The sequence below is a fragment of the Capnocytophaga granulosa ATCC 51502 genome (assembly GCF_000411115.1).
Classification (GTDB): domain Bacteria; phylum Bacteroidota; class Bacteroidia; order Flavobacteriales; family Flavobacteriaceae; genus Capnocytophaga; species Capnocytophaga granulosa.
Window position 1 is genome coordinate 15,836 of sequence record NZ_KE150243.1, and the last position, 14,114, is coordinate 29,949.

Here is a 14,114-nt window from a genome sequence, read left to right on the forward strand (position 1 = left end):
GACGCGGGTCACGGCTTTGTCCCTTTACTTTGAGCAAAAATAATACTCATATTTCTTATTATTTTAAAAACTTAAAACCATTGTTGCTCATATATGACTTTATTTTCTTATCCGTGAGTCCGTTGCGTAGCTCTCCTCCTATTGCTTTGACTTCCTTAACTTTATTGTCATATAGATGCACAAAAATATAGCTATAAGTTGTACAATTCTTTATATAACATGCAACACGCATTTCAATGGCTACATAAGTATCCTTTCTGTTTTTTGAGCAATGTATAGCACGAGGAATACAATAGTCTAATGCAAGTTCCTCTTTGTCAAACCTCACTTGCTGCTTATTGATGGTTAGAAAATATCCGTTGTCTATACTGTGTTTGGGGATAGAACACTCTGTCTCTCTCCTTCTATCATTCTTCGTATCAATAAGCATATAGATGTCATTATCTAATGCTTTGATGTTTATCACATACCTATACCTGGCAAAAGAATCGTTTAGAAGCCCCCAACAACAGGGATTATCAAAAAAATCTATTTTAGCATACCTCACATTTTGCTGTGAATACGTTATATTAAAAAATAGAAATAAACAAAGAAATCTCATTTTTTTATTTTTTTATAGAAAACAGTTGGTCCAAAATTGCCACTTCCTTTATATATTTTAAATCCTATATAAATCCAGCTTTTATTGGGATTGGGATTAGTCCAAGAGTTAAATTTCGTTTCTTTCTTAAGGTCATCTGCTATATAAAGGTCTCTTTCCAAGTCTTTTCTTGTTTCCCCTGTAGCAGTCAAAATATCAGCACCATGCCATCCTATAGCTCCTTCTGATAAATCATTTCTACGAGATGGCTCTTCATTTAAATAATAAAAAGCTTTTATTGTATACTCAATAGCTAATTTAGCTAACTTTTTTTGAGTTATTACCAATGAATTTCTACCAAAAGCATTTCGATCATAGTCAAAAACATCTCCTTTTTTAGCTTTATGCTTAGTATCATAACCTAAAAAAGTTTTGTATACATCGTTATGATTAAAGTAAGACCACTCAGGATAATTCCTACCTCGTATTTCTCTTATAGTATCTTCCATACTTTCTAACTGAAAATCCTCTCCATTATTCTGTATACTACGATTCATAATAATATAGGGGATTCGTTTAATTGCTTCTGAATTATATCCTACTTCTGAATAAGCTAACCCTGCAATTCTTAAAAAAGTATCATTTTTAATATCCACTCCTTTTATTGTTAGTTTTTTTAGATCTTTATATTTAAAATATCCTTCAGGAACATTTTCTTTTTTTTCTAAATCAGGAAAAGTATGCTTTCTCTCTTCTTCCCATAATGGATCTATAGGTAAAAGAACTTTAATAAATTCTTTTCCTGTACAAATGTAAACATCATTAGGATCTCCGATATAAGTGTATTCTTTTCCTAAAAAAGTTCCATCTGCAGTATAAAAACAGCCATTAACAGGTTGATAATTACTACTAATCCTTCGTTGCTTTTTATCTTGTTCTACGACTGATTTTGCTGTAGTATTATCACTCCCCTTCTTAACAGCTATCTTTTTAGCAGAAGTAAGAGTTAAATTTCCCTCTGTAGCTATTATTTGCACTTCATCAGAGACACACTCATAGCTACCACTAAAATGGCGGTACTCATTCTTTATATTTACTATTAAGTTCTTTGCTCTTTTGATAATTGCCATAACTAAAATACATTTGATTTTTCCATACTATTCATCTCTATGGTTTTCTTACTACTTTCTAAAAGCAAGTTCTCCTTAGTACTTGTTATGGAAACATTCTTGTTTATACTTGTATTTTTCTGTGAACGAGACTTATGTTTCTCTTTTATCACCTCTGTTTTATTGTCAGCATTCTCTACTTTATTCCCTTTGGCTGTTTCTATGATATTATTTTCAGCTGTTATGTCAATATCAGTTCCAGCACTAATCTTTACTTTTTTCTTGATGTTGATGTTTAGATTATTAGCAGTGATATTAATCGTCTCAGGCGCAGAAATTTCTATATTCTTACCTTGAGTATCCAACTTAATCACATTGCCATTCTTATCTGTAAGTAAGATGCTCTCATCTTCGGTAAAGATGAGCTTATGTCCACTTTTGGTATGAATTGCCTTTACACGATTATCAGCATTGTGGTATCCACTCTTCGCCTCACCATTATAATGTGCCCCAAGTACAAAAGGACGCTCCGCATTGCCACCTTCAAAGTCTACCAATACCTCTTCTCCTACCTCAGGGATAAAATAAAAGCCTTTACCCCCTCCTGTATAGGGTTGCACTACACGTATCCAAGGGGTCATTTCATTGCGTTTTGCCTGCCATAAGAATTGCACGCGTACACGTCCCATTCCTAAAGGATCGTTGTTGTCTTTTACAATTGCTGGTTGCTGCTCTGAGTGCGGAAAAGCATTTTCATCAAAATCAGCAGGAGTACGCATCATAGGGATACCCTCAAAGGAATTGTAATACTCCATACCACTGTGATAGTGTGATATTTTTATGACCCTATAAGTCTCCATTGCGCGTGCATTAATGTCAGTAAGACACGCAAAGGTGTTCATCCTGAGACGCGGGTCACGGCTTTGTCCCTTTACCCTCAGCAACAACTCCCGTTTGTCTTTCTCTAAGCGTACTACATCCTCTAAATCTACACTTGATTGCTCTAATGAAGTAGCTGAGTGATATTTTTGAGGTATTTTTTTGTAGATTTTTTTAGAAGCATTCTTTGCATCGGTTTGTATAGGGTTATTCTTATACTCATTAGCAGCATCTCGTGAGTCATTATTTTCAGATGTTCCTTGATGTATATTGTAGTTTATATACTGAAAATCCTGCGGTTTTACCTCTAAGAAGAACTCTTCATCAATCAGGTTCAGGTTCTCACCTAATTCAATGGTCTCTTGGAGTTTATTGCCAAAAATAAGTTTACTGCCATCATAATAAAAGTATTCTCCGTAATACTTAGCCAAACGACAAATAAAGTCATAGTCAGACTCTTGGTATTGTACCGTATAAGGAAGAGTCCTTGTGGTATTCACCCCTGCTGAGGTATCCACTTTTGCGGACTCATCATACTCCTGGGTAGCTGCGGCAACGATTTCTTGTAGTGTTTTATTCTCATAAGATTGACATTCCTTACCGCTATCTAAGAGAATACTTGGTGCATTGCCTGAGATATAGAGCGTTCCATAACCACCCCCTGTTTTTCGCTTACAGTGAATCTTAGTGATAATCCCTGAGAAGTGTTGCACCACCTTGCCATACTGATAAAACTTAATGGTAAGAGGCTCTCCAAGCAAATCGCGAGAGTGCTCCATAATGTATTCGTGGAACTTATCAAACGAGTCCTCTGGGGTTTCAATGGTAAAGGTATCGTGTTGGCAGTTGTATTGGTGTAGCTCTACTTTATAGCTTTCTGTAGCCAAGAAGTCTTTACCATTAGAACTCAGTAAGCAGTAGACCACAGGATTGGTCTTATCGTTAAGAAACTCTGTAAAACTTTTTAATTTGAAATCTTTTAACTCCATAAAAAATGCTCTTTTAAGATATTAGTATTAGTAATTTAAAATAGCTTTATCCTCTCCACATCTTATTGTGAGCTACCCCACCTACATCAAATCCTTGTGCGATGAGTCGTATTTCTATCTGCAAAGGCTCAGTACCTTGCGCATCAAAATGTTCTTTGTATTTAATACAAAAAGCTTTTTTGAAAAGCACTTCTTGGAGCTTACTCATAGCATCTCTACGGTAAAAAATAATTTTACCATCTTTAGTTTGGTTATGGTCTAACATCCAATTGAGCAGTTCAGGTGTTCCTGTACTCTCTACTCTAATGGATATTTCACCACCATAAGGCATTCCCTTTGGTTTACCTGTTTCATCAATATTTTGAGTGAAATCGTATTCACACTCCAAAACATTGTAAGTCTTATCATCTAATTCTAATTTTGCAAGAAACGACATAATCTAATCTTTTTATTTTTGAGTTGTTCTATTAATACTTTGTATCTTTATTTATTGTATACTTGTAGAAAGAGCAGGTATGAACTGCTCACACCTGCTCTCTATACTTCTAAACCCATTCGTTCTCAAACGCACCTGTACCCATCTCTATCTTACGAGCAGAGATTGTGAAGGATTCCGTCAGAGGTTTTTGTCCTGAAGCCTCAAAGTTCTCTCTGTGCTTTACCAAATACCCCTCAGTAAATTTGAGTTCTTTAAGCGTTGCCTCGCTATCTCGTTTTAAGAAGACGATACTGCCGTCTTTTCTCTCAAACGAATTAACCATCCACTCAAAAAACTCAGGCGACTCAGTGCCTTCAATCTCTATGTCAATCTTACCTCCTCGGGCAACACTTGACGGTCTTCCTGTTGCGTCTGTCTCTTGGAACAACGCGTAGCTCACTTTAAGGATGTTAAACTCCTTGCCTGCTACTTTTAATTTTGCCTTAAAAGCCATAATTTTAGAAAATTAAAGAGTTAATAAAATAAATTACCTAATGCTACACCCACTCGTTGACGTGTTTGCCTGTGCCAAGCTCAATCTCTTTAGCTGAAAGCGTAAAGGTTTCTTTAAGAGGTTGATTTCCTGTAGCATCAAAATCTTCTTGGTACTTAACAATATAAGCCTCTTTAAACTTCAACTCTTTTAAAGTTGCCTCACTGTCTCGTTTTAAGAAGACGATACTCCCATCCTTTCTTTCAAAAGAATTGGTCATCCACTCAAAGAGGTCGGTATCCCCTGTACTTTCCACAGTGATGTGGATCTTTCCTCCTCTTGAGATACTTGATGGTCTGCCTGACGCATCGGTTTCCTGTAACATTCCGTAGTCTACGGAAAGAATGTTGCGCTCTTTACCCGCAACTACTAATTTTGCTTTAAATGCCATGTTAAATATATTTTAAAATTTAAATACTCAATACTACCAACTATGGAAAATATATTTTGCCTTCTTTCTCTCCTTACTCTCTATTAATTTTCAATTGGCTTTTCTTAATTTATCATCTTAATTACAATAATTATGTATATTATCTATTTTTTAATTCTGTGCGTATTCTACATCCCATTCGTTGCCGTCATCACCCTTTTGTCCATCCATCTTAATGAGGAAGTTCTTTGCTGGGAAGTAGGGGGTCATATGAATATCCAAATGGATTTTGTCTTTTTGAATAGCATCTTGTTCAAATCGCTTGATTTCAAACTTTTCAATCAGCTTATAAGGACCTGTGATGCTATCTAAAAAGCGCACTATCTGTCCCATAATCTCTTTGCGGGTTACTGAGGAATAGTTCTCAAAAGCACGTCTGTTCAAAAAGTCCATCAGTACTTTGGTTACATAGTCAAACACACGTACCACTGAGTAGGTCTGTAAACCTATATTATCCCCATTGAATAAGGTTTTGGCTGAAAATGCCATTACCTTGCCGTATTCATTGACCATCGGGATAAGTCCCAAACTCTCTAAGTTCGCGATCTCACTCTTCTTAAGGTCAAACTTCACCCCTTCTACTTCATTGATACCCCCAAATTTCTTACCCGCTGTTACCTGAGACATCAATGTCTTGTAAATCTTACCAGCCAAAGCTGCTGAAGGGGGTACAAATAAATCATCTGCTTCTTCTATTTCTTCAAAACGCCCACGACCTACAAGCCAATTACAAGTCATCAGTACATTAGAGCGGTATACATCTCCTCCTGTGTGGTTTGCCTCATCAAACATTTCCATTACATCATCTGGCTCATCCAAGTGTTGGAAGTCGGTAACGAGCATTACCTTATTGCTATGTGCTATTTTAGCCCATTTCTCAAGTACTGCATTAGAACCTAAGTAACCTGGTATAACCAAGATAGAGTAGTTGTTTTTAAGGTCTAATCTATCGTAATTATCAGTAAGTTCTGCGTGGACAGCATCAATAAAACGGGTGTTGTCTAAATCTTTTAACTGGTCAAGAGTAGCATTGACAATCGTTACATTCTTAACCTTATCTTCTTCGGTGTTTTTATAGAATAGGGCTACTGTACGATAGTTAGCTTCTAATTCTTTGGTAGCGTCTACTGCATAAGCCAAGTTCTTTGTGAGTAATTCCTCAGAGGCTTTTTTCTGATCCTCACAAGAGGCAACCATATCAGTGATTGTTTCATTATCGCTAAGTACATTGAGCCATAACTCTAAAGTTTTTTTCAAGGTCTCGCGCTCTTTGGCTTTGTTAGCCTCTGATAAAAAGATATTTCTACGCGCTTTGCGCTCAGGATTTACATTTTGGATATTCTCAATAGAACTCTCTAAAAGGTCAAATCCGCCATAGCGTGCTAAAGCCTCAATGGATTTTTCTATTGAAACAGGTTTCCCTTGTTGCGCTAAGGGAGCACCTTGTGTTTGTTTAGCTGCATTATCTGCCATTGTTTCTAATATATTAAATTAATCACTAAACTATTTCTTTTCTTCTAATTCACCAATTAGTCCCTGCAAGGTACTGAGCAGCGCCGCCTTGGCTTCAGGGTCTTCTAAAGCTGCCTTGAGCACTTTATTGCTCTTGAGTTGCTTGACAATTTTCTGCAATTGGTCTTTTTCTGTCTCTAAACCTGTAAGAAAGCTACTTTGCGCTGTAATGCCTTTTACTCCGAAATCTCCCAGATTAGCAAAAGAAAGCGTTTCTTTCTTCATTGCCCCTTGGGCATCCTCAAAATCTATATTTACGTGTGGCTTAAAATGTTCAAACACTTTTTCAACAGTAGTAAGCCCTTCTACCAGCTCTGGCTTGATGGGGTCATCTGCTGTTAGCTTTTGTGCTATCAGGGTTCTATTCTGAGGAATGTCTGCAATTGCCTCATTGGCATCTAAGGGGACTTCATTTCCGCCTATACCTTTACTGCTAACTGCCATAGTATTTATGTATTAAGTTAATATTGTTTCTTTATTACGCTTCTTCGCACCTACTTTCCCATTCAAATCCAAGAATGGATAAATCTATAGATGTATCTCGGTGCAAAACTACACAATATTATTTAACACACAAGAGCTTTTATCAAGTTTAACAAAACTTTAACAGATTTGTGAGTTTTTTTGTGATATTCCACCATCAAAAGTAGATAACTCGCAAACCTATATACATCTTATATACGGAATTTACATACATAGTGTTTATATAGTGTGCATATAAGCTATTGGGTGAGGGGGGAGTTCTTACCTCCTCTCAAAAAGTCGATAGGGGTACATATTAGCAGAGGCGTTTTTTAGCTTTAGCATAAAACTCTCTTTGAGGTACTCCCATTCTTCTGGGCTTATATTTTGAGTTGTATTGTTCTTTGTAAGGTAGATATCTATGGTACGACTAAAACCTTGGGTAGTAGAGACCTCTTTCTTAGTGCCTTTTGTTACCTCAATGGTGGTTATAGCACTCTTAAAATGGCTCATCCCAAAAGCTTCTATATCCGCGATGGTTACTATCCTACCGCGTGAGAGCAAGGCACTTCTTAGCTCTAAGAGTTTTTCCTCAGAAGTGAGTCTATTTCTACCGCCTACTGAGGTTTTTAGGATAGTAGCAGGTGCTGTAAAATAAGAAGTTTGAGTAGGTGGGCTACATTTTGTTCCTGCTCTTAGTCCATTGCCTTCCGCTCCTGAGGTATGCCAGAAAGCTACCTCACAGTTATTTTGCTCTTCGCTCTTAGTAGTGGAAATGATAAGATATGTATTGTTATCCTTTACGATACCTTGTTTATCTTTTCTCTGCTCCAAAGAGGCTATATGCTGAAAAATCTCTTTTAGCACATCCTTAGTGTAATCGCCTCCAACAGCAGCAAAGGCTGCAGCTTCATTTTTTATAACCTCTAAAAGGTATTGCAATAGCTCGGTTGCCTCTCTGTTGTCAAGTCGGGCAACTCCTCCTCGTCTGACCACTGCAACGGTGTCCTGCTCTTTGCTTTGGTGTTTTTTTAAGTCAATTCTATTCTGGTTGCCATCAATGATATAATCAATGTCCAAAAAGTGATGCTCTGTGGGTAATGGAAATATATTAAGACTTCCCTTGAGTATTTGAGGTAATTTTTTGTACCCTATATTGATGACAGGCACGCAACTGAGCATAAAGCGCACACTGCGAAAAACCTCTGTGTGTACTACTGTGGAGAACTCAAATTTAATCCACAAAATATTTTCTTTGACCTGCTCTTCTATATTAGGAAAATGACTATATAACTGAGTTTCTGCTTCTTTGTTATTAGTTGGACTAATAGGCTCCAATACACCTTTAAGCGTATAGAAATTAGGCTGGTAGACTTGATTGACCTCATTGTATATAGAAGCTAATGAGTTGTTATTCTTGGTAATAATATGCTGTAAATCAAGATGCTTATCTTCTACATTGTATCCATTGCACAGTGTAAACTTTTTGTTTTGAGCACTTACAGTAGCTAATTTTAAATAGTGATAGAAGAGTTCTTTATGTTCATTGTTATTTACATTGATAAAAAACTGAAGGTCTTCCAAAGGTTCATTATTGGTGTTTTCTATCCCAATCCATAGCTCACCTGCTGGGAGTGGTTTTACCCCTTTGGCTATTTTCTCATCAAAGAAAAAGCTCTCTTGTTCTATTAGTTCATTGCCATAAGCGATATATTTTACTTTGGCTGTAGTGAGTTTTAAGGGTATAGTTGGGGAAAAAGTAATGTCTATTTCTTTATTCTCTTGGGGGTTATAGATATCTTGAACTCTTTTCTTGGTTGCAAAGCTGTTATATAATGAGATAGGCTTGTTGTTTTGGGAAGGGTGTACTTGTAAGATTGTATGCGCAGGGAGTGCCCCAGCAACTTCTTCGGGGAACATCACCTCTAAAATGCGGTCGATAATTCTTGCCCGTGAGTTCTCTTGTTCAAAGCTGAGTTTTTCAAGTTCTGAGGCACAAGCAGAAATCAGTAAACCCACCAAGGGGTCAAAGGAGTTCTCTGTTTCGCTCTCATTATAGCCCCACATACGTGAGGCACGTCTTAATATGCGGTCTCTTATTCTATCTTGATCCATCTTTTTTGTATTTGTTAGTAAGACAAAGGTGCTATAAACAAGTGTGTTCTATACTCATAAGGGTTGTTTGTCTCTTTTATAAAACCTTTGACGTAGATCATTACTTTCTTCTTTGTACGGGTCTTTTCTAAGGTACTCAGGTTTTGATTGGTTACCTCTACTTCAACCTCTTGCACGAATAGACGTTTTTCGTATCGCTGTATAGCTTCTTTTAAGCTCTCTTTTACCAAGAGTTTTAGGTTGGCATCACTTTTAAGCATATCAAAGTCTGCTTCCCAAAAGCCCGTGCCAAAGCCTTCATCAAATTTGCATTCTCCCCAAGCTGTGGTAGCCAGTAGGAAGAGTTGCTGGTCAATGGAGGTCGCTAAGGTGGTCTTGGCAAGGTCACGTTTCTCTATTAACGCCTTGAAATCTATGGGAGTTTTGTAGTAAGTGCCTTTCATTATCATAAATATATTTTCTTTTTTATCTGTCCCTTTTGGGTGTATTCAATCTCTTTGGTGAGTTGTTTGCGCTTGATAAGCTGCAATTGTACCTTGGGGGTGAGTTTGAGTAGTTGCTCGCGGTAGTGTATGTCACCCATAAAACTCTGTCCATTGTGTGCATCTACAATTACAAAATAGTAATCCACATCTTGGGGTTTTTGAAAGTTTTCAATATTACCAGCATACAAAAGTATAGTTTGCCCTCTGTGAGTAAAAGTATAAGAGATGCTGTCTTCGGTCTTCCTTCGGTATTTGTCCAGTGTGTATTCGGTGATACCCTCTTTGTCGGGTTCAAAGCAGATATTCTCATATAAATAGGAAGTCGTATCAAAACGCTTGATGCCTATAAACGAAAGTAGGCTTTTATGCTGCTTTTCTTCTGTAAAGTGAGGAATGTCCCTTGTTACCTGAAATACCCTTATCTCTTCTGTTTTGTCATCGGTTATAGTGAGTTTGTAGGTGGGTATTTCCAATAAAGTGCCGTTTATATTAAGCTGCACATTGCCTTCTTCCTTATCTGAGATGAGAATGTTAATCGTATGTTGTTTAAATCTGCTTTCTTCACGTACTACCACTACCTCCTCACCCGCATCGCTCTTGTTTAATGCCAGCGGGTTTTCACTCATTCGGATATTTAAATCAAGCTCCATAAAGGACATAACTGCTCTTAATTAGTGGTTAAACGATAGTAATAAAGGCATTTTAGGTGTTCTTTGAGTTCTTTATCCCCGCCTTCTCCCAGATAAAACTCATATACTCTTTGGAATGAATACACCAAAATCTTTGTAATCTTATCATTACGCATCTTTTTAAGCTCTGAGCGGCTTAGTTGCCTTACAAAATAACCATCACAATTGAGTGGATACTGATTCTTAAGGCTTATCATCTCTCCTGACTCAAAATAGACATCTACAATCTTTTCCTTTTTCAGACAAGTGGAAGGGGCAAGTATATTCAAAAATAGGAAGATACTATTCTTCCTCTTTCCTAATTGCAAAGCGGCGTAAGTGTACTCCTCATTGTCCACTCTCAGGTACATAGGAGGCACATTTACATACGGCAAGCCGTTTAATTTGGTTTTAGGTTGACTGACATCGCACTGTTCAATTACCTTGGGTTGTGGCAAAGGTAAGGACTGTGCTTTTGTGGTAAGCCAACTTAAAAGTGCAAAAGCTATAGCGATATACGTTCTCTGTGGCATTGGCTTACTTACTGATTTTGATATAGTTGCTTACAAACCTCTAAGTCTACTTTCATCTTATCGTATTCCTCTTGTAGGATCTGATTGATGTCGTTTAGGCTATCCAACAAAACCCTATCAGCAGTAAGTTTTTTGATGTGCTTTTTAGCATCAATATACTGCTTACAAATAAGAATGGTGTTGTTGTACATATTCTTATTGGTCAGTGTATCACTCTTCAAGAAAGGCTTATACATATCTGTCAAAATAGAAAAAGCTAATTTCTCATTGAAAAAATCGTCTTTAAGATTGGATACCCCAATGGAGTCCATCGCAACTTTTACCTTCTCTAAATCAGCAGCGAAATGGTTTTGTATGGCGATATCCTTTTCCAACTTGGCATTCTTCTCCTTAAGCAATTTGTTTTCCTCAAAAGGGAAGTGCACATTGGCAAACATCGCTACCACCACAATGGTAACTGTGAGGACAAAAAAGAGGACGAAAAACCAATAGGCTTTTGTGCGTTGTTCTTTATTGACTATTTCCATAGTATTTATAACTTTAATTGTTTAACAAATTAATCTACCAAGAGGCTACGGGTACGCCTTACTATATCTTGATTTTCATTGGTTGTTTCAGCCACAAATATACCACCATCGGGCTTTTTACCGATATAATCCAAGCGGCTTAGGTTGTTGTACAAGTCTTCCATTAGGTTCATAAACTCTTCTGTTACTTTGATATGCTTGCGGATATGGTTGTGGTTGTAGTAGGTATTGATAAGGGTATTGAATACCTGCTCAAAAGCACCTTGGGTAAGGTTGCACCACTCAGAAAAATAGTTCAGCAATTCCTCTTTGCCTGCTCCTGAATGAGCATCTGTAAAGTTCTTCACAATACGCGCAAAGGCTGTTACTGAAAGCAGTAATTCACAAGGTGGGTTATAAGGCGACAGCAGTTCAAAACGATTGATTTCCTGCCCTAAAAACACCAACATACGCTCATCTATCTTGTCTATCATTGCTGATAGCTCATTATTTTGCTTTTTGATATGGATTTTCTGTGAGATTTGTATGGCATAGTTCTCCATCTTAGCATAAAAGCTACGAATGCGATGGTAGAGGTTTTGTAAGGAAGGATGTGCTATCACACAGCTGCAAGGGGGTATATAGGTATCGTCCAAACGCACTTGTCCATTGTCCATAATCACCCTACCTATCATAAGGTAACCATCACCCAAATCCTTATTCTTTAATTCTTCATCTGTATAGAGGTAAAGGGAGTAGGTAGGGCGCAAAAAAGGAATACGCGGTGGGTATTCTTGTGCTGCTGCCTCTCCGTAAGGGGTTGGTTTAAACAATTCAGCGGTGATAAACACAGAGAAGGAGGCATTACCTTTTATCTCTGTCATATCTTTGCTCAGCGTTAAGGTTTGTCCTTCTTGTGAGGCACTGATTTGTATACGTATTCCATTAGGAGTAACGGCGTGGCACTCTTCAAGGGTTAGTTGCAACTGGTTGTAGTGATCCATCAGCACGTGCATCTTTACCGAATCGCCTGCCACAGGTTGTAAGCCATAGTTAAGGTCTGTGGTTTGCAGGGCTATGGCATCTCTAAGGCTATCGTTAACAAAGTCCTGCACAGCAATAAAATGGCTGCTGCTTAGCTTCATTCCGTCTATCCAATTTACAGGATAATGGGTGAGTAGATTGTTCATTGTATAATTTCTATTTTTATATTATTTTTATGAATATATCCTTTTATTCCATCTGTTGTTATAATTAATAACCAATCGTCTTCGTCTTCAACTACTCTTACTTCTTCTCCGTTTCTTATCTTACTTATAGTATAGGAAGATGAATTTGCTTCTTTTTTTATTTCTATATTTCTTTTCTTTCCATTAATATAATAGTAAGTATCATATTTTTTTAGGAAAGATTTTAAACTTTCCCTATTGTCATGTCTCATAGTAGTATCTGCTATAATCTTTTCTAATATTCCCTTGACCTCTTTGTCTTTTTTTTCTACAAGATAAACGAAATAGGGTCCTGAAATATTATTATATGTTCTATATTCATTTTTCACTTCATTTAGAGCATATTTATAAAAACTATCTTTGATCTTTTCTAATATTTTTAATTTACGAGCTGTTGTATCATTATCTCCAAATGTTATTTTTATCATTTTTGACAAATATAAATTCCGAAAATCCCATTCTGATAAGATATTGTCAAACTCATCATCTCCAATGTCTATTTTTTCTGCATTATGATACAAAAAAGTTATTAATTCTTTATCTTCCATTTTTTTATCAATTATTCTGCTAATTTTACTCCTACATAGACTCCATTTTCCTTTTCAGCCATTCTTTCTTTTATTATGAAATGAACAGACTTTTTAGTTAATATTGGTATTTTTTTTCTAAAATCATCTACTGAAGATTTTTCATCTATTCCTGTTGTTAGGCATCCGAATGAATCTTTAGGACAATAACTATGAATTCTTAATCCATCTCTAATACCATCTACTCCATTAATAACATCATTTTGGGGGCTTTCTGATATTTTTAATTTATAACCTTTTGTTCCATATCCTTTAGAATTATAGGATAAAAAATAAACACCTGGGGGAATTTCGTTCAGACTTCCGTAGCGTTCTTCTGATCTTTTCTTTTTTTGTTTCTTGTCTGACTTCCAAGCATCTCTTGTTAATTCAGCCGTATCTGTTTCTTTTAGAGCTCCTTTATTAGTATAATCCTCATAGTCGTCATAACAGATCCCATTATAAATTTTTACTTTATACATAAAAAAACAATTATCACCATTATTTTGTTCAGAAGATATTTCTCCTGTAAGTACAACGACAGCATCCTCTTTATTTTTATTAACCATCTTTATTTTTAATCTATGATCAAGATTTTGATAATTATCTTTCATAATAGAGTCTGTTGAAGAGAAAAAATCTATATAAATATCTTTGTCAATATTTTTCTCTTTTAGGTATATATCTATTCTAAAGTTTATTTCTCCTGAAATAATAATTCCTTCAGTATTAGGTTTGCCATCAATCACAATTTTATCAACAAGTTCTTCTTTCTCGATGTTATCCTTTTTTTCTACATCGGGTATTGTACTTATTATAGGAAAAATAAATCCTTCTTTACAATTTCCTAAATGAGTCACAGAAAACTGAATAGACATACTTTTTCTATCTAATACTTCTGTGCTATTCTCATTAATAATACAATAAACTATTTTTTTTGATTCTTTATCAATTTTATTGATACTCTCTATCTGTAGTTTAGGTAAAAATCTATCATTTTCATCTATAGGATCAAGAACCTCTTCTTTTTCCTCAACTTCAACAACACCAACTTTTACAGGGCTATTTCCACTCTCATAC

16 protein-coding genes are annotated in these 14,114 nt (G+C 36.2%); all 16 read right to left on the reverse strand.

Annotated features, from left to right (window positions below):
* Positions 1-58: 58 nt before the first annotated feature.
* On the reverse strand, positions 59-601 hold the full coding sequence (locus HMPREF9331_RS04495; protein WP_016421279.1) for a hypothetical protein: 543 nt from the start codon (positions 599-601) through the stop codon (positions 59-61).
* A complete protein-coding gene (locus HMPREF9331_RS04500; protein ID WP_016421280.1) occupies positions 598-1,710 on the reverse strand; it encodes a hypothetical protein in 1,113 nt (370 codons plus the stop codon). Before HMPREF9331_RS04500 ends, HMPREF9331_RS04495 begins: the two co-directional genes overlap by 4 nt.
* A 2-nt stretch (positions 1,711-1,712) precedes the next feature.
* Positions 1,713-3,557: a type VI secretion system Vgr family protein gene (locus tag HMPREF9331_RS04505; RefSeq protein WP_016421281.1), complete on the reverse strand. Its 1,845-nt coding sequence runs from the start codon at positions 3,555-3,557 to the stop codon at positions 1,713-1,715.
* Positions 3,558-3,603: 46 nt separating this feature from the next.
* Positions 3,604-3,993: a type VI secretion system tube protein TssD gene (tssD, locus tag HMPREF9331_RS04510; protein ID WP_009412186.1), complete on the reverse strand. Its 390-nt coding sequence runs from the start codon at positions 3,991-3,993 to the stop codon at positions 3,604-3,606.
* Positions 3,994-4,102: 109 nt separating this feature from the next.
* A complete protein-coding gene (gene tssD / locus HMPREF9331_RS04515) occupies positions 4,103-4,489 on the reverse strand; it encodes a type VI secretion system tube protein TssD (RefSeq protein WP_009744733.1) in 387 nt (128 codons plus the stop codon).
* Positions 4,490-4,532: 43 nt separating this feature from the next.
* Entirely contained in the window at positions 4,533-4,919 is a 387-nt protein-coding gene (gene tssD / locus HMPREF9331_RS04520) for a type VI secretion system tube protein TssD (protein WP_009412188.1), read from the reverse strand.
* A gap of 150 nt (positions 4,920-5,069) precedes the next feature.
* A complete protein-coding gene (locus HMPREF9331_RS04525) occupies positions 5,070-6,431 on the reverse strand; it encodes a DUF5458 family protein (protein WP_016421282.1) in 1,362 nt (453 codons plus the stop codon).
* Positions 6,432-6,461: 30 nt separating this feature from the next.
* Complete coding sequence (locus HMPREF9331_RS04530) at positions 6,462-6,914, reverse strand: hypothetical protein (protein ID WP_016421283.1); 453 nt, start codon at positions 6,912-6,914, stop codon at positions 6,462-6,464.
* 300 nt (positions 6,915-7,214) lie between these two features.
* Positions 7,215-9,047: a type VI secretion system baseplate subunit TssF gene (locus tag HMPREF9331_RS04535; RefSeq protein WP_016421284.1), complete on the reverse strand. Its 1,833-nt coding sequence runs from the start codon at positions 9,045-9,047 to the stop codon at positions 7,215-7,217.
* Between the two features lie 14 nt (positions 9,048-9,061).
* Positions 9,062-9,496: a GPW/gp25 family protein gene (locus HMPREF9331_RS04540; protein ID WP_016421285.1), complete on the reverse strand. Its 435-nt coding sequence runs from the start codon at positions 9,494-9,496 to the stop codon at positions 9,062-9,064.
* Entirely contained in the window at positions 9,493-10,182 is a 690-nt protein-coding gene (locus HMPREF9331_RS04545; protein ID WP_234945896.1) for a hypothetical protein, read from the reverse strand. The genes HMPREF9331_RS04540 and HMPREF9331_RS04545 overlap by 4 nt, the downstream gene beginning before the upstream one ends.
* 17 nt (positions 10,183-10,199) lie before the next feature.
* Positions 10,200-10,733, reverse strand: coding sequence for a hypothetical protein (locus HMPREF9331_RS04550; RefSeq protein WP_016421287.1), 534 nt, complete (start codon positions 10,731-10,733; stop codon positions 10,200-10,202).
* An 8-nt stretch (positions 10,734-10,741) separates the two neighbouring features.
* Positions 10,742-11,260: a type VI secretion system TssO gene (tssO, locus tag HMPREF9331_RS04555; protein ID WP_016421288.1), complete on the reverse strand. Its 519-nt coding sequence runs from the start codon at positions 11,258-11,260 to the stop codon at positions 10,742-10,744.
* Positions 11,261-11,289: 29 nt separating this feature from the next.
* Positions 11,290-12,429: a hypothetical protein gene (locus HMPREF9331_RS04560; protein ID WP_016421289.1), complete on the reverse strand. Its 1,140-nt coding sequence runs from the start codon at positions 12,427-12,429 to the stop codon at positions 11,290-11,292.
* Complete coding sequence (locus HMPREF9331_RS04565) at positions 12,426-13,016, reverse strand: SH3 domain-containing protein (protein WP_016421290.1); 591 nt, start codon at positions 13,014-13,016, stop codon at positions 12,426-12,428. Before HMPREF9331_RS04565 ends, HMPREF9331_RS04560 begins: the two co-directional genes overlap by 4 nt.
* Positions 13,017-13,027: 11 nt before the next feature.
* The coding region (locus HMPREF9331_RS13080; protein WP_016421291.1) for a hypothetical protein at positions 13,028-14,114 on the reverse strand (1,087 nt) is incomplete at its 5' end.